We start from the raw sequence: 20,830 nt of genomic DNA on the forward strand, positions 1-20,830 counted from the left end.
CCCCTTTCTATTTTGTCGCCGCCTGAGGCGGCTTTTTATGCGTCCTCCGCCATGATGACGACCTGCTTGCCGGTCACTGCGCGCCCTTCCATCGACTGAAGGGCGCCTTTTATGTCGCGCAGATCCCAGCGCCGGCCGATGATGGGGTGGAGTTTCTGCGCCTCGGCGAGGGTGCGAAGGCCGATGGCGGCGCGCGCCCCGGCGACGGGATCGCGCCGTCCGAACTCCCCGGCACGCACGCCGATGACAGACGCGCCGCGGCGAAGCACACGATCCGCCTGCAAAAGGCCGAACTCCCCGCCCGCGAAACCGACGACCAGCAGCCGCCCGTTCCAGGCAAGGCAGTCCAGGGACTGATCGAAAAGCGCGCCGCCGACGGGATCGGAGATCACATCCGCCCCTTCGCCGCCGGTAAGTGCAAGAACGCGCGCGGCGAGATCCTCCTCGGCGTAGTTGATCAGCGCATCGGCGCCGCTTGCCTTGGCAATGGCGAGCTTCTCCGCCGAGCTTGCGCCCGCGATAACGCGCGCGCCGAGCGCCTTGCCCATGGCGACCGTCGCCTGCCCGACGCCGCCGCCCGCGCCAAGGACAAGCAGCGTCTCGCCCGGCTCCAGCCCGCCGCGCTCGCGGAGCGAGACATAGGCGGTGAGGAAGGTGACGGAAAAGGCCGCGGCTTCGGCAAAATCGAGATGCGCGGGCATGTAGGCGAGCTGGCCGGCCCGCGCCGTCACATGCTCGGCAAAGGCGCCGGTCTTTGATTTGTAAAGCACCGCATCGCCGGGCTTGAAGGGCGCTGCGGGATCGTTCGTTTCAACAACAATGCCGGCCGCCTCCATTCCCGGCGTGAACGGCAGCTCCGGGCGGAACTGATATTTGCCGTAGGTCATCAGGAGATCGGGGAAATTGAGCGCGGCGGCTTTCAGCCGGACACGGATTTCGCCATCCCCAAGTGGGGCGAGCGGCAGCCTTTCCAAAGCGACGGCATCGGGGCCGCCGAGACTGCGACAAATGGTCCGGGTGGTAAATTTCTGCATCATTCTTTATGGTTGCTTTTTGCCTGCCCTCCCTTGCTACCCCATCCTTCACGTGGATATCCAGCAGAATTTACGATCTTGTGACTGGATCGGGGGCGGCAAACGGGGTAACTGTGGCGCGAGTTGACGGATGAGGCGTCTTTTTTGATGACAGGCATGGACATATCCTATCTGGCGGCGGCGGGCGGCGGGCTGATCAGTTTCCTGAGCCCCTGCGTCCTGCCGCTGGTGCCGGCCTACCTCTGCCTGGTTGCGGGAACCTCGCTTGAGGAGCTGACGGCGGAGGGCGAGGGCGCGCGGCGCAAGGGCGTCAACTGGCGCGTCGTGGTGACGGCCTTTATCTTCGTGCTCGGCTTCTCGACGGTATTTATCCTGCTCGGCGCGTCGGCCTCCTACATCAACAGGCTGGTAGTCAGTCATCTCGATATTCTCTCGAAGATCGCGGGCGGCATTATCATCCTGTTCGGTATTCACATGACGGGGCTGGTGCGAATCCCGCTGCTTTATCGCGAGGCGCGCTTCAACACGATCGACAAGCCGCAGAACTGGTTCGGGCCCTATGTCATCGGCCTCGCCTTCGGGTTCGGCTGGACGCCCTGTATCGGCCCGGTGCTGGGGACGATCCTTGCCATCGCCGCCAGCGACAGCTCGCTCGGCTATGGCGTCAGCCTGCTCGGCATCTATTCTCTCGGTCTTGGGATCCCGTTTATCCTGGCGGCCTTTGCCCTCAATGGATTTCTCGGCTTCGCGCGGCGGTTCCGCCGCTACTTCAGGCTGGTCGAGGTGGGAACCGGCCTGATCCTGATCGTGACGGGACTTCTGATCTTTACGGGCCGGTTCCAGCTTCTCGCCTACTGGTTCCTCGAAACCTTTCCGGGGCTTGCCACGCTCGGCTGATCGTCAGACGACCACGGCCGACAACCCCAGGGCACAGAGCAGCAACAGGGCGAGGAACCATGTTGCCTTGATCTGATCGCGCATTTTCATCTCCCTTGAATTCGGGAGGCAGGATTGAAATCGGGCCTTCGCCTTCTTGCCTTCAATCGTCTGCTCTCGTGCGACCTGACGTAAGGCCCGCGCCCGCGCCGATCAAGAGCGCCCTGATCACAAATGATTGCATGAAGAGGGGGAATTTTTCCGCTTTGTATCAAGCGTCACATTCCGGCGCGAGGGGCAGATGCGCGGGCCACTGCCGCGGCCGTGCGCCGGGCCCGCGCGGGCCCGGACGCCTCAGGCGAGATTGTTCTGACGATCGCCGCCGACGCCGACGGAAAGAACCGGGTTGCGCACCGCCTCGCGGCTGATGCGAACGACGGAGCTGCGCAGCTTCTCGAAGGCTTTATGCTCGATCTGGCGGACCCGTTCCTTGGTGATGCCGAGCCGCTCGCCCAGCACTTCGAGGGTGGTTTTGTCATCGAGCAGGCGGCGTTCACGGATGATGATCTGCTCCCGCTCGCTGAGTTCCTGCAACGCCGTCTCCAGCCATTTCGAGCGCACCTGGCCGTCGATTTTGCGCATGGTGGTCTCTTCCGGCGTCGGCCCGGTATCGCGAAGGAAATCCTCGATGCTGTCATCGCCCTCCTCCCCGACCGGGGCGTTCAGCGACTGATCGCGCGTCGAAAGTCGGTTGGCCATCTGCTCGACATCCTTGATGCCGATCCGCAGCTTCTCGGAAATTTCCCGAAGCGTGCTGGTGGAAAAGGCCTGGTCATCGGTATTCTGGATCTTCGCGCGCAGCCAGCGCAGATTGAAGAACAGCGACTTCTGCGACGCGCTGGTGCCCGAGCGCACGATCGACCAGTTGCGCAGGACATAATCCTGCATCGCCGAGCGGATCCACCAGGTTGCGTAGGTTGAGAAGCGGATTTCCCGCTCCGGCTCGAATTTGAAGGCCGCCTGCATCAGGCCGATATTTCCTTCCTGCACGAGATCGCTCATGGAGAGGCCGTAATTGCGGAATTTGGTCGCAACCGATACGACGAGACGCATATAGGCGGACACCAGTTCGTGGAGCGCCTTCTCGTCGCCTTCCTCCCGCCAGCGGTACGCCAGCTCGAACTCCCGTTCGCGGGTCAGCAGCGGAACGGACATTGCGGTGGAGACAAACGCACGGTTACGCTTATGACTGGTTGCAGTCTCATGCTTGGACATGTGATCTTCCTCCCACTTGTTGAAGCCGTAGTGACGACGCTGTGGAAACGAGCGCACATTATAATGGTTCTAATTTAAAACTAGTCCCGTTACTACGCAACTCTTTAGATACTCACTGACGAAAACGTGATCGCCCGTGTGCCCGTAACATCTATGAGGTTACGTGTGAACAATGCCGGAAATGTGACGGAAAAGGGGAAGAAGGAAGGCCGTTTCACAACCAACGGGACAGGTTACGACCTTATTTCAACGGAACGCGAATAAATCAGCAGCGTCGTTGCCAATATCCCGGCCACCGCAAGGAACGAAATCTCGTAGCCGGTCTCGGGAAAACGCGCGAGGATCCAGCCATAGAGCGACTGCAAAAGCCCGATGCCGAGAATGGCGATCAGGTTGAGCGTCGAGTTGGCGCGCCCGACCATGTGATCGGGAAAGAGGTTCCTGCAATGCGCCGCCAGAACGACGTAATATTGCTGCGTGAAATTGATATAGATGAAAAGCCCCGCCGCCAGCCAGACCGGCAGGCCGTCATAAAGCGCAAGGGTGAGAAAGGCGCCGAGGACGGTGCCGGCCGCGCACATGACAATCATCTTGCGGCTTTTTCCGACCCGGTCGATAAAGCCGAAGAAAAGCGCGCCGCACGGCATCGCCGCCGCCATCAGGAAGAGGATATGCCCCCGCCCGAGCGCATCCATCGCGAAGGTCTTTTCAAGATACGGTCCGCCCCACATGCCGACCAGCGCCGTCGACGGGCCGTAGGCGACGATGCCCATGGCGAGCAGATTGAAGAAGCGCGGATATTTCAACACGTCCCAGTAGCCTTTCAGGCTTTGCCTGATTGTCGCCGGCCGATCGGCGCTCTCCTTATAGCCGGGCGGTCCGTCGCGAATGACGATGGCGCCGATAACCATCATCAGCAGCGTGAGCGCGCCGACAACGAAAACGGGGATCCGCCAGCCGACGACTTCAATGGCATAGGCGAGCGGCGCCGAGGACATCATCGCACCGAAGCTCGCCGACGCCGTCAGCCAGGACGCCATCATCGCAAATTTCGAGGGCGGAAACCATTTCGCGAAGAGGACATAGGCCGCCATCATGATCACCGAATAGCCGGCCCCGATCAGGCCGCGCGCGACAATCACATCATTGAGGCTGTCGGCCGCGGCAAGCAAAAACGAGCCCCCCACGGCGAGCACCAGCACGACCGGCATCGTCCGCCGCGGCCCGAACTGGTCAAGCGCAATGCCGAGCGGCACCTGCGCGAGCGCGGCCGAGAAGAAGAGCGCCGCCGCCGCGATGCCGAGACTGGCGACGGGGACCCCGAGATCGGCGGAAATCGGCGGCATGATCACGGCGCCGGACATCCTGTGAAACTGGCCAAGGCCGAACAGAAGGACGCAAATCAGGAAAATATAGATTGCGCGGTGGCGCAGAAACGAATCACGTGGCTCGGGCGACATATTTTTTATCTTTTTTTCTTTAATGTCAGAACTAGCCGCAAAAGGAATGTCCTTGTCAAATATATCGACATTTCTCCGGCAAGAAAAATTCTCTCATAAAAGCGTTTCTCTCGCCGGAAATTGTGGTAAACACGCCTGCGTCGCCGATAGCAATGCGCCTTTTGGCCGAAAGATACAAGGAAGAAATTGATGGACGATTTCAAAAAGGTTTTCGAGATGAATCGCGCGTGGGCAAATGAAACCGTCCGGGCGGATCCGGAATATTTCTCCCGCCTCGCCCATCAGCAGACACCGGCGCATTTGTGGATCGGCTGCTCCGACAGCCGCGTTCCCGCCAACCAGATCATGGACCTGCCGCCGGGCGAAGTGTTCGTCCACCGCAATATCGCCAATGTGGTTGTCCCCTCCGATCTCAACTGCCTGTCGGTCCTGCAATATGCGATCGAGGTCCTGAAAGTGCGGCATATCATCGTATGCGGCCATTATGGCTGCGGCGGCATTACGGCGGTTCTCTCACAGCGCAAAAACGGCATGATCGACAACTGGCTGCAGCATATCCGCGCCGTTGCCCGCACCTACACCGACCTGATCGACAAAGCCGAGGATGGCAAGCAGAAGACGGACCTCCTCTGCGAACTCAATGTCATCGAGCAGGTGCAGAATGTCTGCTCGACAACCGTTGTCCGCGATGCGTGGGATGCGGGCCAGACCTTCACCGTGCATGGCCTGATCTACTCCGTCGCCGACGGGCTGCTGCGCGATCTCATCCATTGCGAAATCGGCAACAAGGTGACGCGCGGGGCGGATTTCCCGAAATTGCTGGCGGAACGCGGCTAAAGCTTTCCGCCTTCTGCACAGCCTCTGAATTGACAAACTGTCAAATAGCTTGAAGTCTGGGGCGGCCGGGCTTATTTTCCCCATTGGCGCCCCAAGAAAAACCAAGAAGAACGAGATCGAGTAAACGGCATGAAATTTAAAGGTACTGACAATTACGTGGCAACGGAAGATCTGATGATCGCCGTCAACGCCGCCATCACCCTCGAGCGTCCGCTGCTGATCAAGGGCGAGCCCGGCACCGGCAAGACCGTGCTGGCGCAGGAAGTGGCGAAGTCACTCGGCAAACCGTTTATCGAGTGGAACATCAAATCCACCACCAAGGCGCAGCAGGGTCTTTATGAATATGACGCCGTGTCGCGGCTGCGCGATTCCCAGCTCGGCGATGACAAGGTGCATGACATCTCCAACTACATCCGCCCCGGCAAGATGTGGGAGGCCTTTACCTCGGACGTCAGCCCGGTGCTGCTGATCGACGAGATCGACAAGGCGGATATCGAGTTTCCGAACGACCTGCTGCAGGAACTCGACCGGATGGAGTTCTATGTCTATGAGACGCAGCAGACCATCAAGGCGAAGCAGCGCCCGCTCGTGATCATCACCTCGAACAACGAGAAGGAACTGCCGGACGCGTTCCTGCGCCGCTGCTTCTTCCATTATATCAGCTTCCCCGATCCCGAGACGATGGAGAAGATCGTCGAGGTGCATCATCCGAACGCGAAACGCGAGCTGGTGCGCGAGGCGCTCCGCGTCTTCTTCGACGTGCGCGAGACGCCGGGCCTGAAGAAGAAGCCCTCGACGAGCGAGCTGATCGACTGGCTGAAGCTGCTGATGAGCGAGGAACTGCCCGAAGACGTGCTCCGCTCGAAGGATCCGGGCAAGATCATCCCGCCGCTCTATGGCGCGCTTTTGAAGAACGAGCAGGACGTGCATCTCTTTGAACGGCTCGCCTTCCTCTCCCGCCGCGAGCAGCGCTAGGACCAGCCATGTTCACCCGCTTCTTTTTCACCCTACGAGACGCCGCGATCCCGGTCACACTGCGCGAGTATCTGACCCTGATCGAGGCGCTGAAAGCCGGCTGCGCCGACTATTCGGTCAATGATTTCTATTATCTTGCCCGGGCGACGCTGGTGAAGGATGAAAAGAATCTGGACAAATATGATCAGGTTTTCGCCCATTGCTTCAACGGCATCGAGTTTCTCTCCGATGCCGCAACCGCGGAAATTCCGGAAGAGTGGCTGCGCAAGCTCGCCGAGCTGACCCTCACCGACGAGGAAAAGGCCGCAGTTGAGGCTCTCGGCGGCTGGGAGAAGCTGATGGAAACGCTTCAGCAGCGCCTCAAGGAGCAGGAGAAGCGCCATCAGGGCGGCAACAAATGGATCGGCACCGCCGGCCGTTCGCCCTTCGGCGCCTATGGCTACAACCCCGAAGGGGTGCGCATCGGCCAGCAGGAAAGCCGCCATCGCCGCGCGGTCAAGGTGTGGGACAAGCGCGAATATAAAAACCTCGACGACAGCGTCGAGCTTGGCACCCGCAATATCAAGGTCGCCATGAAGCGCCTGCGTCAGTTCGCCCGCGAAGGCGCGGCGGAAGAGCTCGACCTTGACGACACCATCCGCTCAACCGCTCGCAACGCCGGTTTCCTCGATCTCAAGATGCGGCCCGAGCGGCACAATACGGTGAAGGTGCTGATCCTTTTTGACATCGGCGGCTCGATGGATGATCACATCAAGGCCTGCGAGGAGCTGTTCTCGGCGGCGCGCAGCGAGTTCAAGCATCTCGAATTCTTCTATTTCCACAACTGCGTCTACGAGAAGCTGTGGAAAGAGAACAGCCGCCGCCACACCTCTTTCATGCCGACCTGGGACGTGCTGCATAAATATCCGGCCGATTACAAGCTGATCTTCGTCGGCGATGCGACCATGAGCCCCTATGAGATCGCCTATCCGGGCGGCAGCGTCGAGCATTGGAACGAGGAATCGGGCCAGGTCTGGATGGAGCGGATGCTGAACGTCTATCACAAGGCGGTCTGGCTCAATCCGGTGCCCGAGAAATACTGGGAATATACGCCGTCCGTGCAACTGATGAAGCAGCTGATGACGGACCGCATGTATCCGCTGACCATCGGCGGCATCGAAGCGGCGATGAAGGAACTGAGCCGCTAAGCCGGCCAGCGTCCAATCTGCGCTAATCTGTTAAGTTTCCTCCGCATCGACAAAACGCACGGCGCGGGTCAATGGCTGCATCCGCGCGGTGGCGATTTTCAACAGCGCGAAGCTTGCAACGAGATAGAGCCCGGCCCCATGCAGTATCACGTCCGCTTCCCGCCCGGCGAGATACAACGCGATCGGGATGAGCGCGAATACGGGCAGGACCAGCCGGCCGAGAGCGCGAAGCCGCGCTGATTTTCGCTCGAATTTATCGCCACCCAGCTCAAACTTGTACCAGACATCAAAGGCGAGCGAGAGCAGCACGACGGGAAAGACGATCACGAAAAGCGCGATGATCAGCGCCATCGCACCGCGGCCGCTCAAAAACAGCGCCTTTATCAGCTCCAGCAGCGAATATTCGCCCGCGAGCGCCATAAACCCGCCCGCCGTCAGGAGCGGCTGGGTCAGCGCAAGGCCAAGCAGCGCCGCCGACAGCATCAGCAGAATGCCCAGCATGCGGTCCGCGCCGGTCGCATATTTCGCAATTGTCTGTCGGTCCGCCCGGCCGACCAGCAGCTGCTCCAGGGCCCAATGCATCGCGCGTCCTCCTCCTTCCCCCGCCTTGTGATGAATATATTTATACCCTCTTTTTCGCCCCCGCGGAATCCCGCATCGATGAGGTTCGGCGAACGGCCCTGCAGGCGCCGCCGTGCTTTTCCCTGTACCTCATCGCGTGAATTAGATATCGTTGATTGACGGAAACGCTTCTGGTGGTCCCCGATGAGTAGTCTCGTCAAGAATATTGTTTTTGTCCTTCTGATTTTGCTGATCATCGCCATCAGCTACGTCCTTCTCCAGGAATCGGAACAGCAGGACAGCCTGAGCGGCGGCCCCATCGCCGATGTGACAAGCGCCACCCTCACGCCGCGGGGAGAAGAAGGCCAGCTCGTTTTTGATACGGAATGCGCCTATTGCCACGGGTTCAACGCCTCGGGCCGCGACGGGGTTGGCCCGCCGCTCGTCCATATGATGTATGGACCGGACTCGTTGGACGACGCCGCCTTCGGCCGGGCGATCCGGAGCGGCGCGGCGCAATCGAAATGGCCGTTCGGCGACATGCCGCCGGATCCGGAAATAAAAGATGAGGAAATCGCCGCCCTGCTCGTCTATGTCCGCGAGCTTCAGAAGGCGAACGGGATCGAGTAGCGGCACCGGGCACCGCTCGGGAAGCGGGTTAGCTGATCTTCTGCAACAGCGCGACGATCTGTTCTTTTTCCGCCTCCGAGAGCGGCGCGAGCGTATCGTCGGTGATGTCAAAGCCGTGCGGAATGAGCTGCTCGGTGAGGGCAAGTCCCGCCTCGCTCAGCCGCAGCAGCATCCGCCGCCGGTCGTTTTCATCGGGCCGGGTCTCGATCAGTCCACGGTCGGTCAGGCGGCGGATCACGCCCTGAATGGTCGCGGGATCCATCGCCGTCAGACGGCCGAGGTGGTTCTGCGACAGCTCGCCCTCATCGCGCAGTTTGACAAGCGCGGCAAACTGCGTCGGCGTGATCTGCTCATAGCCCATATGCGACTGGAAAATCGCGCTCGCCCGTTGATGGGCGCGGCGGAGGAGGTGACCGATATGCAACTCGACGTGATAATCGTCGATGGATCGGCTATCCGGCTTTTCCGGCTGCGGCGGCGTGGGCTGCTGGGTCATAAGGCATCAACTTCATAAATCTCGGCCACCGGAGCAGGCGACGACAGGCGGGACACTATCTCACGATGGTGATGGCTTCGCGTCCCTTTTCAATGATCTCCATCTCTCCGCCGCTCAGGCGAATCTTCGTGATCGAGCAAAAGTCGGGACGGAACAAAACCACATTATCGCGCCCCTCAATGGCGCTGACAATAGCATTGATCACAACAAAATGCGTAAAAAAGACCGAATCCTCCTGCCGCGCCCGGGTGAAGTCCACGATGTCGGCGCGCCAGCGCTGCAGCGTTTCGGACTGATCGCTCCAGTTGCCGGCGAGCACGCCGTCGAGCCAGGCGCGCCGCTTTGCAAGGTCGAGCCCGCCGGAGGGAACCTCGGCGAGCGCCGGCGCGATCTCGACCTCCCGCTGCCACAGATCGGCGAGCGGCTTCGAGGTCTCCCGCGTCCGTTGCAGCGGGCTTGAATAGAGCCGAGCCCGCGGAATCTGCCGGTCGAGATGCAGGGCAACCTCCCGCGCCTGTTGCGCGCCAAGCACACTCAATCCCGGGTCACGCGCCTTCTCCCAGGTCGCCGCCGCCTCGCCGTGGCGTACAAAACAGATGGTTGTAGTCACTCGCAACTCCTTTTTCCGTAACGCCATTTTCAGACGCCGCATGGCCTTTTCCGCGCCGCAGTAATCACATCATAGACGAGAAATTCTGGCGACAATTGAAAAGAATAAATAAACTTTATCAATACTATACTCTGTATTGGTGTGGTAAATAAACACATCTCAATTGACAGGCGCAAAAACATAACTTAAGCGTTATTAAAGTAAATACTATGCAATGAAAGAGAGACAGAATAACAGACGTCACCGCCTTATGATATAAACCGGATATCTGCGATGAATCATGTACAATTGAAGGCATTCCATGCCGTGGCAGAAACAGGTGGTTTTTCAGCCGCTGCGAAAACCCTAGGTCTTACCCAGCCTGCTGTCACGCTACAGATTCAGGCGCTGGAGCAGGCCTATAACACCAAGCTGTTCCAGCGGCGCGGCCGCAGAACAGAGATTACCGCCTCCGGCGAGCTGCTTCTTGAGATCGCCCGGAAAATGCTCCGCCTTGAAGAAGAAGCGCAGCGGCTGCTCTGCTCGCTTGGCTCGCTCGAAGCCGGGCAACTCAGCGTCATCACCAGCTCGTCGCTGAACTCGCTGCCCCTCGTTGCGGCGTTCCAGGCGCAGTATCCAGGTATCCACATCACCTTCCAGACGACGACGGCCGACAGTATCGAGAAGAATATTCTCGATTTCCGCGCCAATCTCGCCGTGCATCACGCGCCGCCCTCGGACCGGCGGCTGTTCGGCGTGAAGGTGGCGGAGGAGCCTTTGAAAGTCGCCGTTGCGCGCAAAAATCCGTGGGCGAGGCGCGGCTCCCTCACCCTTCGCGAGCTATCGGGACGGATGCTGGTCCTGCCGTTCAATCCCTTCACCAGCGGGGCCGTCCCGCCGCATTGGTCGAAACTGTTGCCGCGCGAGACAGACCGGACCCTCTGCCTGCAGAATAAGGAAATCGCCCGCGAGGCGGTCGCCAACGACATGGGCTTCACGCTTTTTACCGAGAGCGAGATAAAATGGGATACGCGATTGCAGGGGATTGAGGTTGAGGGAGGGCGGATGCACGAGGCCACCTATGTCATCGGCCTCAAGGGAGAGCGGGAATCGCGCCTCATCTCATCCTTTCTCGCGCTTTGCGATTATCCAAAGGGCGACGGCGAGACCGCAGCCTAGAGCGCAAGCGGCACGCGGTCCGGCTGCTGCGCGCCCGCAAGTTCGATCATCATCCCTTCGCGGGCGACGAAGGCGCGCGGCCACATCTTGTGCGCGGCGCGGGCGATACCGTCCATGAAGGAATCATCATGGCTCGGATCATGGTGGAAAATCGCGAGCTGCCCGACTTCGGCCATGCGGCCGAGGCGAACACCTTCCTGCCAGGTGGAATGCCCCCAGCCGGCAAAGGTCGGATATTCATCATCGGTGTAGGTCGAATCGTAGATCACGAGATCGGCGCCCCTGATGAGATTGAGGATCGTCTCATCCGGCTTGCCGATGACATGCTCCGTATCGGTGATGTAGCAGAGCGAAGCTCCGCCATGCTCGATCCGGTAGCCGGTTGCTCCGCCCGGGTGATTGAGCGGCGCGGTGCGCACATGAATATCATCGCCGAGCGAGAAGGAGACACCGGCGCGGAAATCCTCAAAAGTCAGCTGCGCCGCCAGCTCCTCGAACGGAACGGGGAATGTCGGCTGGCACATCTGCGAGGAGAGGACTTTCTTGATCCCGCCAAGTTCGCACAGGTGCCCCGTCATTACCTTGATGCTGACGTCGGGCCGGTAAATCGGTGCGAAGAAGGGGAAGCCGTTGATGTGATCCCAATGCGTGTGTGAGAGCAGGAAGAGATAATCCTTGCGCCCGCGTCGCATCAGGCAATCGCCGAGCAACCGTACGCCGGTGCCGGCATCGAGGATAATGACGCGGTCGCCAATGACGACTTCAACGCATGAGGTATTGCCGCCATATCGCATATGATCGGCGGACGGGGTCGCTATCGACCCTCTGACACCCCAGAATTTCACGCGCATCGTCATTGCTTGCAATCACCTTTCACATATGAAGCACAGTGATCATTTAACAATGTGATATTACACAATAATGAAATCACGTGAATATCGTCATTTTTGTAATGGCCATCACGATTCACAAAGTAACCGCCCAGCAAAACCGAGGAAAATAAAGTGATCAGGCCGCTTCTTTGCCGAGAATCTGCTCTGTCAGCTCCACCCAGTAATTGGCGCCGAGCGGCAGGATTTCATCGTTGAAGTCGTAATTGGGGTTATGGACGTGGCAGCTTCCCTCCCCGGCGCCATTGGCGATCATGATGTAGCAGCCGGGCCGCTCGCGCAGCATCCAGGAGAAATCCTCCGCCCCCATTACCGGCGTCACATCCTTGTTCACCCGCGCATCGCCAACAAGTTTCACCGCCGCCGCGATCGCCGCTTCGGTCTCCTCGGGCGTGTTGATGGTCGGGGCGTAGCGCCGGTCATAGGTGAATTCCGCCCGGGCGCCATGCGCCGCGGCGATGCCCGTCGCGATCTGCCGCATGCGGTTTTCGATCATATCCTGCACGGCCGGATCAAAGGCGCGCGTCGTGCCGGTCAGGACGACCTCGGCCGGGATCACGTTGCTGGTATGGCCGCCGTTGATCTGCGCGACCGTGACAACGGCCGACTGCAGCGGATCGGTGTTGCGGCTGACAATATTCTGCCAGGCGAGCACGATCTCGGACGCGATCACCACGGGGTCGGTCGCCAGATGCGGAAACGCGCCGTGGCCGCCGTTGCCGATGATCCGCGCCTTGAAAAAGTCCGCCGACGCCATGATGGGGCCGGTGCGCACCGCAAAGCTGCCAACCTCATGGCCCGGCATGTTATGCATGCCATAAACGCTGTCGACCGGGAATTTCTCGAACAGGCCGTCCTGGATCATCACCCGGCCGCCCGCGACATTCTCCTCGGCCGGCTGGAAGATAAACTGCACCGTGCCATTGAAATTGCGGGTCTGCGCAAGATATTTCGCGGCGCCGAGCAGCATGACGGTATGGCCGTCATGGCCGCAGCCATGCATCTTGCCGTCGATGCGCGAGCGATGCGCAAACTCATTTTCCTCCTGCAGGTCAAGCGCATCCATATCCGCGCGAAGGCCGATGGCGCGGTTGCCATCACCGCTCTTGAGCGTGCCGACAACCCCGGTCCTGGCAAGGCCGCGGTGCACTTCGATTCCAAAGCTCGACAGCTTTTCGGCAACAAAGTCGGAGGTTTTATATTCTTCGAAAGCCGTTTCGGGATGCATATGTATCTTGTGCCGCCACTCGGTCATTTCGCTATGCAGGGATTCAATTTCCGGACGTATCTTCATTTTTCCCACCATTCACGGCTGTTGAAAGGTCATTCAGGAAAGCCTAGCACAGGCGGAGGAGGCGTTGAAAGCCGTTTCCACGCGTCATTCCGGAGCCGGCGCGGAAATCCGCTTTCAATCTCATTCCGTCTGGTCTAGAAAGCAGCTTGATTTGTGACAGTTTTGTTACCGGCAGGAACGTGTACAGGACGGGGACATGGTAAAGAAAACTCTCGATAAGGATCTTGGTCGTATCGAGACTCTCGAGTCGCAAGCGACAGTTGCGGGAAAAAGCCTCAAGCCCCTCGCCCTTGCTCTTCTCTTCCTGCTCATCGTCTGGGCGCTCGCCACCAGCGTCACCACGAGCGGCGAACATTCGACCCTGATCATTATCGCCGCCATCATCGGCGGCTATATGGCGCTCAATATCGGCGCCAATGACGTCGCCAACAATGTCGGCCCGGCCGTCGGATCGCGCGCCCTGACGATGTTCGGCGCGCTTGTTATCGCCGCGATTTTCGAAGCCGCAGGCGCTATTCTTGCAGGCGGGGACGTCATCAACACGATCCAGAAAGGGATTATCGATCCCGCCGCCGTGCACGACAGCGAAATATTCATCTGGACGATGATGTCGGCGCTGTTTGCGGCGGCGCTCTGGGTCAATGTCGCGACCTGGGCAAGCGCCCCCGTATCCACCACCCATGCCGTCGTCGGCGGCGTCATGGGCGCGGGTATCGCCGCAGCCGGGCTCGGCGTCGTCAACTGGCTCACGGTGAGCTCGATTGCGGCAAGCTGGGTCATCTCGCCGGTTCTTGGCGGCGGCATCGCGGCCATTCTGCTTGCCTTCATCAAATACAAGGTCATCTATCAGACCGACAAGGTTGCCGCCGCGCGGCGCTGGGTGCCGCTGCTGGTCGCCCTCATGGCCGGGGTCTTTGCGGCCTATCTCATCATGAAGGGGCTCAGCAAGATCTGGCGGCCGGACGTTCTTACCGTGCTGATCGTCTCCGTTCTCTTCTTCGTCGGCACCTTCGCAATTGTCCGCCCGATCATCAACCGGGCCTCAGTCGGCATGGAAAACCGCAACAAGTCGGTGCGTGCCCTCTTTACCATTCCGCTGATCTTCTCGGCGGCGCTTCTCTCCTTTGCGCATGGTGCGAATGATGTGGCGAACGCCATCGGGCCGCTCGCCGCCATCGTCGGCGTTTCCGCGTCCGGCACCGTTAACACCAGCGTCGGTATTCCGCTCTGGGTGATGCTGATCGGGGCCGCCGGCATCAGCGCCGGACTGTTTCTCTTCGGCCCGAAGCTGATCCGCACGGTCGGCGAGCAGATCACCAAGATGAACCCGATGCGCGCCTATTGCGTGGCGCTCGCGGCGGGCATCACGGTTCTACTCGCCTCGGCGCTCGGCCTTCCGGTCAGCTCGACCCATATCGCCATCGGGGCGATTTTCGGTGTCGGCTTTTTCCGCGAGTGGGATACGGAGCGGCGCGCCCGCATCTTCCGCGAAAGCCAGCGCGAACAGAAGATCAACCCGGACAGCAACCTCCCCGTCGATCAGATCGCGGACACGTCCAACAACAAACGCAAGAAGCTGGTGCGCCGCTCGCAGCTGATGACGATTGTCGCGGCGTGGGTCATCACCGTCCCCTGCTCCGCGCTGATTGCGGCGGCCATCTTCTGGATGACCCAGCTTATTGCGGACTGAGTTCCGGCTTGCGAAAGCCGTGCAGTTTTTCAAGGCATGTTTTCGCGTTATCCGATAAGGTCGCATTTTCCGTTTTCAGAAACCGGGATAACGGTTATTCTGGAACGATCGGTCAAATAAAGAAGGAGGCCATAATGAGCGCAGCCGAGGAAAAACGGAAACTGGAAGAATCGCGCAAAGAGATGACGGGGCTGGAACAGCTGTGGGCGGTCCTGAGTTCGGGCAGGCGACCGGCCATCGGCCAGACCATGGATTTTGACCTCGTCGAGGTGACGCCGGGACGCGCGGTCTTTACGGGCGTACCGGGAGAGATCCATCTCAACCCGATCGGCACCGTTCACGGCGGCTATGCGGCGACGCTGCTCGATTCCGCGCTCGGCTGCTCGATCCATACCCTGCTCGAGCCCGGGGAGCGCTACACCACGGTCGATCTGAACGTCAAATATCTCCGCGCCATGATGCCGGGGATGGGCAAGGTGACGGTGACCGGCGAGGTCGTGCATAAAGGGCGGCGGATCGCCACGGCCGAGGCGCGCATCATCGGCGAGGATGGCAAGATTTACGCGACCGGCAATACGACCTGCGCCATTTTCTGAGGTGCCCGGCGCTTACAGCGGATGCGGCGAGACGCCGAAGACCGGCTCGTGCAGGATAAGCAGGACCGCGCAGAGAACGGCGCCGAGCAGGATGCGCCACCATATCCGCCGGAAGGAGAGCGTCGCCCGCCGCGCAATCACGGCGGCAAAGGGAATGTTGGAGGTGCGCCGGCTGTAGTCGGCCCAGCCCTCCCCGAGCTGGCGCGCTTTCTTCGCATCGATCAGGAAGGTCCCCGCCAGCGCCAGCACCCCGACGGTGCCAAAGAAGATGAGCGAGGCGATATCGCCGTTGTTGATCACATGGGTGATCGACCAGAGCAGGAAACTCCACATCATCGGATGCCGGGTGATCGCGTTGATGCCGCTATAGGCGCTTTCCTTTCCGATCAGCCGCGCCGCGCCAACCGCCGTCGGGTTCGGGCTGGTGAGACCGCCGACAAAGAGGATTGAGGCGATCAGCATCAGCAGCATGCCGATATGCCGGCCCGCGTTTCCGGCCTGCCAGAGCGTCTCCCCCGCAGGCGCATCCCGATAGGCGAGGACGAGCCAGACGAAAACGAGGATGGAAAGAAGACTGAACCCTGCGAGATACGCCTTCTCGCCCGTGGCGGCGACGATCCGGCCGCGCAGGACACTCGACGGGATGATATGAATGGCCAGAAAGACCAGTGCTGCAAGCAGGAGCGCCCCCATTGTTCCTGTCATCTTCTCCTCCACATTCTTGAGAACAATGAGGCGGAGTGTGCCACTAAATGACGCCGCGCAAAAGCACCGAGCCTACAGAAAACAGTAAATTTGCGAGATTGATCACAGATGATGCGCCAGCATCAGTAGCGATCGGCGTATTTTTCGATCACCCGCCGCCCCTCGTCCGTCAGCTTGCAAACCAGCCAGTCGGGCTTGATCGGGTTGTCAAACCACGGCTCGACCCAGCCCTGCTTGAGACAGCTTCTGATGATCGCACTGCTGATCTGCTGCCCATCCGAATCAAAAAGCGGCAGTTTCCCGCCGGGCTGATAGCGCCCGAGCCGGAGATAACGAAGCTGCGCCGCAGTGGGTGATTTTGTAACCATGACCGCCAGATTAGTCCAGTTGCCGGCCCCGGTACAGATCGCAGGGGACCGTGGATGAAAAGGAGGCTTTAATTCTTAACGCGTCCGGTTTAATAAACCATCAACAACAAATCTACGCGCGCCGGCCCGCCCGGTTCTCTGACAGGAAGCAATTCATGTCTCTCAAATTCGCCGCCAATCTGAGCTTCCTCTATCAGGACCTGCCCTTCCTTGATCGCTTCGCGGCCGCTGCGGAAGACGGCTTCAAGGGCGTCGAATTTCTCTTTCCCTACGAGTTCGATGCGGAAGATGTCCGGCGGGAACTTGCAACCCACGGCCTCACGCCCGCGCTGTTCAATTTCAGCGCCGGCGACTTCGCAAAGGGTGATCGCGGCCTTGCGAGCCTTGCGGGGCGGCGCGGCGAATTTCGTGACAGCCTTGCGCAAGGCCTCGCCTACGCCCGGGCGATCGGTGCGGAGCGGATGCATCTGATGGCCGGGCTTCGCGATGAAACGGTCTCGCGGGAGAGCCAGTATGCGACGTTTCGCGACAACCTTAGAATCGCCGCTGACATGGGCGCGGCGGCCGGTGTCGCGATCCTGATCGAGGCGATCAACACGGTCGATATGCCGGGCTATTTCCTGGATAGCCTTGAGATGGCGACGGCGCTGATCGAGGAGATCAATCACCCTTACCTCGGCCTGCAGTTCGATGTCTACCACGTCCAGCGCATGCATGGGGATATCACGCGGCATTACCGCGCCGCGGCGACGCATATCCGCCATATGCAGATCGCCAATCCGCCGCATCGTCACGAGCCGGACAACGGCGAGATCAACTATCCTTTTATCTTCGATTTCCTCGAAAAAGAGAGTTATTCGGGGTGGATCGGCTGCGAATATATCCCCTCCAACGGCACGCGGGCAACGCTCGGCTGGGCGAAGGACTATCTCTCTCCGCCGCGATGAAGGCGGTAAATAAACCACGGATCAAGAGTAGCCTCCCGCCCGCGCTTGGGCTATATCTGGAGCCATGACGGACAGCTTTGACATTGGCAATTTCAATCCGGGCGCCACGCCGGCGCGCGATCACGATTTCACCTATCTTGACGCCCTGAACGAGGGGCAGCGGGCCGCGGTGGAGGCGCTCGACGGGCCCGTTCTCGTGCTCGCAGGCGCAGGCACCGGCAAGACGCGGGTGCTGGTCTCGCGCCTTGCGCATATCCTGAACCTCCGCCCTGTGCGCCCGTGGGAGATACTCGCCGTCACCTTTACAAATAAGGCCGCGGCCGAGATGCAGGAGCGTACCGCCGCCCTCGTCGGCCCGATCGCGAGCGAGATCAAGCTCGGCACCTTTCACGCGATCGGCGTCTGGCTCCTCCGCCGTCACGCAGATCTTCTCGGGCTCGCGCGGAATTTCACCATTCTGGACACCGACGATCAGCTCCGCCTGCTGAAGCAGATCATGAGCGAGGGTGGCGTCGATCCGAAGCGCTGGCCGCCGCGCGGTCTCGCCGGCGTCATCGACCGCTGGAAGGACAAGGGCCTGCGCCCCGATCAGGTGACCGGTGCGCCCGGCAGCGAATTCGCCGATGGCAAGGCTGCGGCATTTTATGCGCGCTACCAGACCCGGCTCACGGAGCAGAATGCATGCGACTTTGGCGACCTGCTGCTGCATGTCCTGACGCTGTTCCGCCAGCATCCGGAGATCCTCGCGCTCTATCAGGAGCGCTTCAAATATATCCTCGTTGATGAGTATCAGGACACCAACGTCGCACAGTATCTGCTGCTCCGCCTGCTCGCGCAGCGGCATCGCAACATCTGCTGCGTTGGCGATGATGACCAGTCGATCTATGGCTGGCGCGGCGCGGAGGTTGGCAATATCCTGAAGTTCGAGGATGATTTCCCCGGCGCCCGCGTCATCCGCCTTGAGCGCAACTACCGCTCCACCGCGCATATTCTCGGCGCCGCCTCCGGCCTGATCGCCCGCAACGAGGGACGCCTTGGTAAGACCCTGTTCACCGAAGATAATCCAGGCGAGCCTGTTGTTCTCAAAAGCCACTGGGACGGGCAGAGCGAGGCACGCTGGGTCGCCGATGAAATCGAGGCGCTGGAGCATAAGGGGACGAGCCTCAAGGATATCGCCATTCTGGTGCGCGCCAGCTTCCAGACCCGCGATTTTGAAGAATGTTTCCTCAGCCTCGGCATCAAATACCGGGTCATCGGGGGCCTGCGCTTCTATGAGCGGCGGGAAATCCGCGACGTCCTCGCCTACCTCCGCGTGATCCACCAGCCCGATGACGATCTCGCCTTTGAGCGGATCTACAATCTGCCCAAGCGCGGCCTTGGCGAAGCGGCGCTTGAAAAGCTCCGCGAGATCGGCCGCGGCGCCGGGCTTTCCCTCTCGCGCGCCGCCGATTTCGCCGTAGAGCAGGGCCTGTTCAAAGGCCGGGCGCTTAAAAGCCTCGCCGATCTGATGGAGAGTTTCGATAGCTGGCGCGCGCAGCAGGATGTCATCTCCCCCGCCGATCTCGTCGAGACGGTACTGGAGGAGAGCGGCTATATGGACATGTGGCGGCAGGACAAGTCGCCGGAAGCCGAAGGCAAGCGGGAAAACCTCAAGGAAATGATCCCGGCGCTTGCCGAATATGAAAGCCTCGGCCAGTTTCTTGAGCATGTCTCCCTGGTGATGGAAAATAATGCCGACACGAGCGGTGATATGGTCAGCCTGATGACCCTGCACGCCGCCAAGGGGCTGGAATATGACATTGTCTTTCTTCCCGGCTGGGAGGAAGGGCTGTTTCCGCATCAGCGCGCGCTCGAGGAGAACGGCGTCAAGGCGCTGGAGGAAGAGCGCCGCCTCGCCTATGTCGGCATCACCCGCGCACGGACGCGCTGCTTCATCAGCCACGCGAGCAACCGGCGCATTCACGGCCAGTGGCAATCCTCGATCCCGAGCCGCTTCATCGACGAGCTGCCGCGTGCGCATATCGCCGATCTGTCCGAGCAGGGGCTTTACAGCACCAGCCGCTCGCGCGAGCAGAGCAGCTTTGCGCCCGGCTGGAGCAGCGGCAGCGGCGGCAACAAAACCCTTGCCGACCTGCTCGAGCGGCGTGCCCGCGCCAATGAGCGGCTGATCGACAACAGCACAAAGCCGCGCGAGAGCGCCGCCTCTGCCGGCGGAAACCCCGCCTTCGCCATCGGCAGCCGGATCTTTCATCAGAAATTCGGCTATGGCCGGATTGTTCGCAAAGACGGTCCGAAGCTCGAAATCGCCTTTGACAAGGCCGGAATCAAGAAAGTGATGGAAAATTTTGTCGAAGCAGCCTGACCCGTCCCTGTGGCAGCTCACCCTTACCCTGCCGCTCGATCAGGCGGACCGGATCGCCGATCTTTTTGAAGACGAGGCGTTGACGGTCTCGACCGAAGAGGCCGTGCCCGACGGCTCGCTCTGGCAGCTCGATATCCTGTTTGAGGACGAGCCGACCGCTGACATGCTGCAACGCCTGCCGGGGGGAGCGGACTTCACTCTTGCCCCGCTCGCGCCGAAGGATTGGGTCAGTGAAAGTCAGAAGATGCTGCCGCCCGTCGATGCCGGCAGATTTTATATTCACGGCTCGCATGATGCACCGCACCCGGCCGCCTCGCGCCATAACCTGCTGATCGATGCCGGTGCGGCGTTCGGCACGGGGCTGCATGAGACCACCTTCGGCTGCCTGACCGCACTCGATGATCTGCACAAGTCACGGCATTTCACCCGCCCGCTCGATCTCGGCTGCGGCTCGGGCGTCCTTGCGCTCGCCATTGCCAAGGCATGGCGCGTTCCGGTTACCGCAAGCGATATCGATCCCATCGCGATTGACGTGACGCGGGCGAATGCAGCGCGCAATCGCCTCGCCCCGCTACTGACATATATCGTCGCGCCGGGACTTGAGCATCGGCTGCTGCGGGAGAAGGCGCCCTATGATCTGATTGTGGCGAATATTCTCGCCTGGCCGCTCGTGAAAATGGCGCCCGATATCGCGCGCGCGCTCGATCAGCGGGGGGTGCTTATCCTTTCCGGGCTGCTCGGGACGCAGGAGACGATGGTGAGACGGGCCTATTTACAGCAGGGCCTGAAGCTGAAATGCCGATACGCTATCGGTGACTGGACGACGCTGGTCCTGCACCGATAGCGATACGAAAGGAGAAGTATGGCCGCCCCGCTCCG

At 60.5% G+C, this 20,830-nt stretch carries 21 protein-coding genes; 11 read left to right on the forward strand and 10 right to left on the reverse strand.

Going from position 1 to position 20,830, the window contains the following annotated elements:
* Positions 1-35: 35 nt before the first annotated feature.
* Positions 36-1,037: an NADPH:quinone oxidoreductase family protein gene (locus tag V7Z56_RS14440; protein WP_334130230.1), complete on the reverse strand. Its 1,002-nt coding sequence runs from the start codon at positions 1,035-1,037 to the stop codon at positions 36-38.
* Between the two features lie 153 nt (positions 1,038-1,190).
* Between V7Z56_RS14440 and V7Z56_RS14445 the strand changes: the two genes are divergently transcribed.
* Positions 1,191-1,931, forward strand: coding sequence for a cytochrome c biogenesis CcdA family protein (locus tag V7Z56_RS14445; protein WP_334130231.1), 741 nt, complete (start codon positions 1,191-1,193; stop codon positions 1,929-1,931).
* Between the two features lie 333 nt (positions 1,932-2,264).
* Here V7Z56_RS14445 and V7Z56_RS14450 read toward each other — a convergent pair whose 3' ends face one another.
* Together V7Z56_RS14450 and V7Z56_RS14455 are read right to left on the reverse strand one after the other, a co-directional pair.
* The gene (locus tag V7Z56_RS14450; protein ID WP_334130233.1) at positions 2,265-3,185 is read right to left on the reverse strand and encodes an RNA polymerase factor sigma-32; all 921 of its coding nucleotides are present in this window, start codon (positions 3,183-3,185) and stop codon (positions 2,265-2,267) included.
* 233 nt (positions 3,186-3,418) lie between these two features.
* Positions 3,419-4,645: an MFS transporter gene (locus V7Z56_RS14455; RefSeq protein ID WP_334130234.1), complete on the reverse strand. Its 1,227-nt coding sequence runs from the start codon at positions 4,643-4,645 to the stop codon at positions 3,419-3,421.
* Between the two features lie 189 nt (positions 4,646-4,834).
* On the opposite strand from V7Z56_RS14455, the gene V7Z56_RS14460 reads away from it, so the two are divergent.
* The 3 genes from V7Z56_RS14460 to V7Z56_RS14470 all read left to right on the forward strand — a co-directional run bounded on the left by V7Z56_RS14460 (position 4,835) and on the right by V7Z56_RS14470 (position 7,644).
* Complete coding sequence (locus tag V7Z56_RS14460; RefSeq protein ID WP_334130235.1) at positions 4,835-5,482, forward strand: carbonic anhydrase; 648 nt, start codon at positions 4,835-4,837, stop codon at positions 5,480-5,482.
* Between the two features lie 129 nt (positions 5,483-5,611).
* Positions 5,612-6,457 (forward strand): AAA family ATPase, encoded by an 846-nt coding sequence (locus V7Z56_RS14465; RefSeq protein ID WP_334130236.1) that lies wholly within the window; start codon positions 5,612-5,614, stop codon positions 6,455-6,457.
* Positions 6,458-6,465: 8 nt separating this feature from the next.
* Positions 6,466-7,644: a vWA domain-containing protein gene (locus tag V7Z56_RS14470; protein WP_334130237.1), complete on the forward strand. Its 1,179-nt coding sequence runs from the start codon at positions 6,466-6,468 to the stop codon at positions 7,642-7,644.
* A gap of 30 nt (positions 7,645-7,674) precedes the next feature.
* Here V7Z56_RS14470 and V7Z56_RS14475 read toward each other — a convergent pair whose 3' ends face one another.
* Positions 7,675-8,226 (reverse strand): hypothetical protein, encoded by a 552-nt coding sequence (locus V7Z56_RS14475; RefSeq protein WP_334130238.1) that lies wholly within the window; start codon positions 8,224-8,226, stop codon positions 7,675-7,677.
* 183 nt (positions 8,227-8,409) lie between these two features.
* Between V7Z56_RS14475 and V7Z56_RS14480 the strand changes: the two genes are divergently transcribed.
* Complete coding sequence (locus V7Z56_RS14480; protein WP_334130239.1) at positions 8,410-8,835, forward strand: c-type cytochrome; 426 nt, start codon at positions 8,410-8,412, stop codon at positions 8,833-8,835.
* A 28-nt stretch (positions 8,836-8,863) separates the two neighbouring features.
* Here V7Z56_RS14480 and V7Z56_RS14485 read toward each other — a convergent pair whose 3' ends face one another.
* Positions 8,864-9,331, reverse strand: a complete 468-nt coding sequence (locus V7Z56_RS14485) for a MarR family winged helix-turn-helix transcriptional regulator (protein WP_334130240.1) — start codon at positions 9,329-9,331, stop codon at positions 8,864-8,866.
* Between the two features lie 55 nt (positions 9,332-9,386).
* Entirely contained in the window at positions 9,387-9,941 is a 555-nt protein-coding gene (locus V7Z56_RS14490) for a histidine phosphatase family protein (RefSeq protein ID WP_334130241.1), read from the reverse strand.
* A 273-nt stretch (positions 9,942-10,214) separates the two neighbouring features.
* On the opposite strand from V7Z56_RS14490, the gene V7Z56_RS14495 reads away from it, so the two are divergent.
* On the forward strand, positions 10,215-11,099 hold the full coding sequence (locus V7Z56_RS14495; protein ID WP_334130243.1) for a LysR substrate-binding domain-containing protein: 885 nt from the start codon (positions 10,215-10,217) through the stop codon (positions 11,097-11,099).
* On the opposite strand, the gene V7Z56_RS14500 is transcribed toward V7Z56_RS14495, so the two are convergent.
* Positions 11,096-11,956, reverse strand: a complete 861-nt coding sequence (locus V7Z56_RS14500) for an MBL fold metallo-hydrolase (RefSeq protein WP_334130244.1) — start codon at positions 11,954-11,956, stop codon at positions 11,096-11,098. The two genes, V7Z56_RS14495 and V7Z56_RS14500, sit on opposite strands and share 4 nt — an antisense overlap.
* Before the next feature lie 151 nt (positions 11,957-12,107).
* Positions 12,108-13,283 carry a M20 aminoacylase family protein gene (locus tag V7Z56_RS14505; protein ID WP_334130246.1) on the reverse strand — a complete coding sequence of 392 codons (1,176 nt, stop codon included), beginning with the start codon at positions 13,281-13,283 and terminating at the stop codon, positions 12,108-12,110.
* A gap of 196 nt (positions 13,284-13,479) precedes the next feature.
* Between V7Z56_RS14505 and V7Z56_RS14510 the strand changes: the two genes are divergently transcribed.
* Positions 13,480-14,973, forward strand: coding sequence for an inorganic phosphate transporter (locus V7Z56_RS14510; RefSeq protein WP_334130247.1), 1,494 nt, complete (start codon positions 13,480-13,482; stop codon positions 14,971-14,973).
* Between the two features lie 134 nt (positions 14,974-15,107).
* Positions 15,108-15,569, forward strand: a complete 462-nt coding sequence (locus V7Z56_RS14515) for a PaaI family thioesterase (RefSeq protein ID WP_334130249.1) — start codon at positions 15,108-15,110, stop codon at positions 15,567-15,569.
* Between the two features lie 12 nt (positions 15,570-15,581).
* On the opposite strand, the gene V7Z56_RS14520 is transcribed toward V7Z56_RS14515, so the two are convergent.
* Positions 15,582-16,274 (reverse strand): NnrU family protein, encoded by a 693-nt coding sequence (locus V7Z56_RS14520; RefSeq protein ID WP_334130250.1) that lies wholly within the window; start codon positions 16,272-16,274, stop codon positions 15,582-15,584.
* Positions 16,275-16,396: 122 nt separating this feature from the next.
* Positions 16,397-16,642, reverse strand: a complete 246-nt coding sequence (locus V7Z56_RS14525) for a hypothetical protein (protein ID WP_334130251.1) — start codon at positions 16,640-16,642, stop codon at positions 16,397-16,399.
* Between the two features lie 155 nt (positions 16,643-16,797).
* On the opposite strand from V7Z56_RS14525, the gene otnI reads away from it, so the two are divergent.
* The 3 genes from otnI (at position 16,798) to V7Z56_RS14540 (ending at position 20,795) form a co-directional block, all read left to right on the forward strand.
* Positions 16,798-17,589, forward strand: coding sequence for a 2-oxo-tetronate isomerase (otnI, locus tag V7Z56_RS14530; RefSeq protein WP_334130252.1), 792 nt, complete (start codon positions 16,798-16,800; stop codon positions 17,587-17,589).
* Between the two features lie 64 nt (positions 17,590-17,653).
* The gene (locus V7Z56_RS14535) at positions 17,654-19,951 is read left to right on the forward strand and encodes an ATP-dependent helicase (RefSeq protein WP_334130253.1); all 2,298 of its coding nucleotides are present in this window, start codon (positions 17,654-17,656) and stop codon (positions 19,949-19,951) included.
* A complete protein-coding gene (locus V7Z56_RS14540; protein ID WP_334130254.1) occupies positions 19,935-20,795 on the forward strand; it encodes a 50S ribosomal protein L11 methyltransferase in 861 nt (286 codons plus the stop codon). The genes V7Z56_RS14535 and V7Z56_RS14540 overlap by 17 nt, the downstream gene beginning before the upstream one ends.
* Positions 20,796-20,830 lie beyond the last annotated feature (35 nt).

Origin of the sequence: Sneathiella sp. (assembly GCF_036844445.1) — a bacterium.
Taxonomy (GTDB): Bacteria; Pseudomonadota; Alphaproteobacteria; order Sneathiellales; family Sneathiellaceae; genus Sneathiella.

What these genes read in the sequence shown, in the direction of transcription:
- V7Z56_RS14440 (WP_334130230.1), bottom strand. Translation starts at nt 1,037, where the DNA reads ATGATGCAGAAATTTACCACCCGGACCATTTGTCGCAGTCTCGGCGGC.
- V7Z56_RS14445 (WP_334130231.1), top strand. Translation starts at nt 1,191, where the DNA reads ATGGACATATCCTATCTGGCGGCGGCGGGCGGCGGGCTGATCAGTTTC.
- V7Z56_RS14450 (WP_334130233.1), bottom strand. Translation starts at nt 3,185, where the DNA reads ATGTCCAAGCATGAGACTGCAACCAGTCATAAGCGTAACCGTGCGTTT.
- V7Z56_RS14455 (WP_334130234.1), bottom strand. Translation starts at nt 4,645, where the DNA reads ATGTCGCCCGAGCCACGTGATTCGTTTCTGCGCCACCGCGCAATCTAT.
- V7Z56_RS14460 (WP_334130235.1), top strand. Translation starts at nt 4,835, where the DNA reads ATGGACGATTTCAAAAAGGTTTTCGAGATGAATCGCGCGTGGGCAAAT.
- V7Z56_RS14465 (WP_334130236.1), top strand. Translation starts at nt 5,612, where the DNA reads ATGAAATTTAAAGGTACTGACAATTACGTGGCAACGGAAGATCTGATG.
- V7Z56_RS14470 (WP_334130237.1), top strand. Translation starts at nt 6,466, where the DNA reads ATGTTCACCCGCTTCTTTTTCACCCTACGAGACGCCGCGATCCCGGTC.
- V7Z56_RS14475 (WP_334130238.1), bottom strand. Translation starts at nt 8,226, where the DNA reads ATGCATTGGGCCCTGGAGCAGCTGCTGGTCGGCCGGGCGGACCGACAG.
- V7Z56_RS14480 (WP_334130239.1), top strand. Translation starts at nt 8,410, where the DNA reads ATGAGTAGTCTCGTCAAGAATATTGTTTTTGTCCTTCTGATTTTGCTG.
- V7Z56_RS14485 (WP_334130240.1), bottom strand. Translation starts at nt 9,331, where the DNA reads ATGACCCAGCAGCCCACGCCGCCGCAGCCGGAAAAGCCGGATAGCCGA.
- V7Z56_RS14495 (WP_334130243.1), top strand. Translation starts at nt 10,215, where the DNA reads ATGAATCATGTACAATTGAAGGCATTCCATGCCGTGGCAGAAACAGGT.
- V7Z56_RS14500 (WP_334130244.1), bottom strand. Translation starts at nt 11,956, where the DNA reads ATGACGATGCGCGTGAAATTCTGGGGTGTCAGAGGGTCGATAGCGACC.
- V7Z56_RS14505 (WP_334130246.1), bottom strand. Translation starts at nt 13,283, where the DNA reads ATGAAGATACGTCCGGAAATTGAATCCCTGCATAGCGAAATGACCGAG.
- V7Z56_RS14510 (WP_334130247.1), top strand. Translation starts at nt 13,480, where the DNA reads ATGGTAAAGAAAACTCTCGATAAGGATCTTGGTCGTATCGAGACTCTC.
- V7Z56_RS14515 (WP_334130249.1), top strand. Translation starts at nt 15,108, where the DNA reads ATGAGCGCAGCCGAGGAAAAACGGAAACTGGAAGAATCGCGCAAAGAG.
- V7Z56_RS14520 (WP_334130250.1), bottom strand. Translation starts at nt 16,274, where the DNA reads ATGACAGGAACAATGGGGGCGCTCCTGCTTGCAGCACTGGTCTTTCTG.
- V7Z56_RS14525 (WP_334130251.1), bottom strand. Translation starts at nt 16,642, where the DNA reads ATGGTTACAAAATCACCCACTGCGGCGCAGCTTCGTTATCTCCGGCTC.
- otnI (WP_334130252.1), top strand. Translation starts at nt 16,798, where the DNA reads ATGTCTCTCAAATTCGCCGCCAATCTGAGCTTCCTCTATCAGGACCTG.
- V7Z56_RS14535 (WP_334130253.1), top strand. Translation starts at nt 17,654, where the DNA reads ATGACGGACAGCTTTGACATTGGCAATTTCAATCCGGGCGCCACGCCG.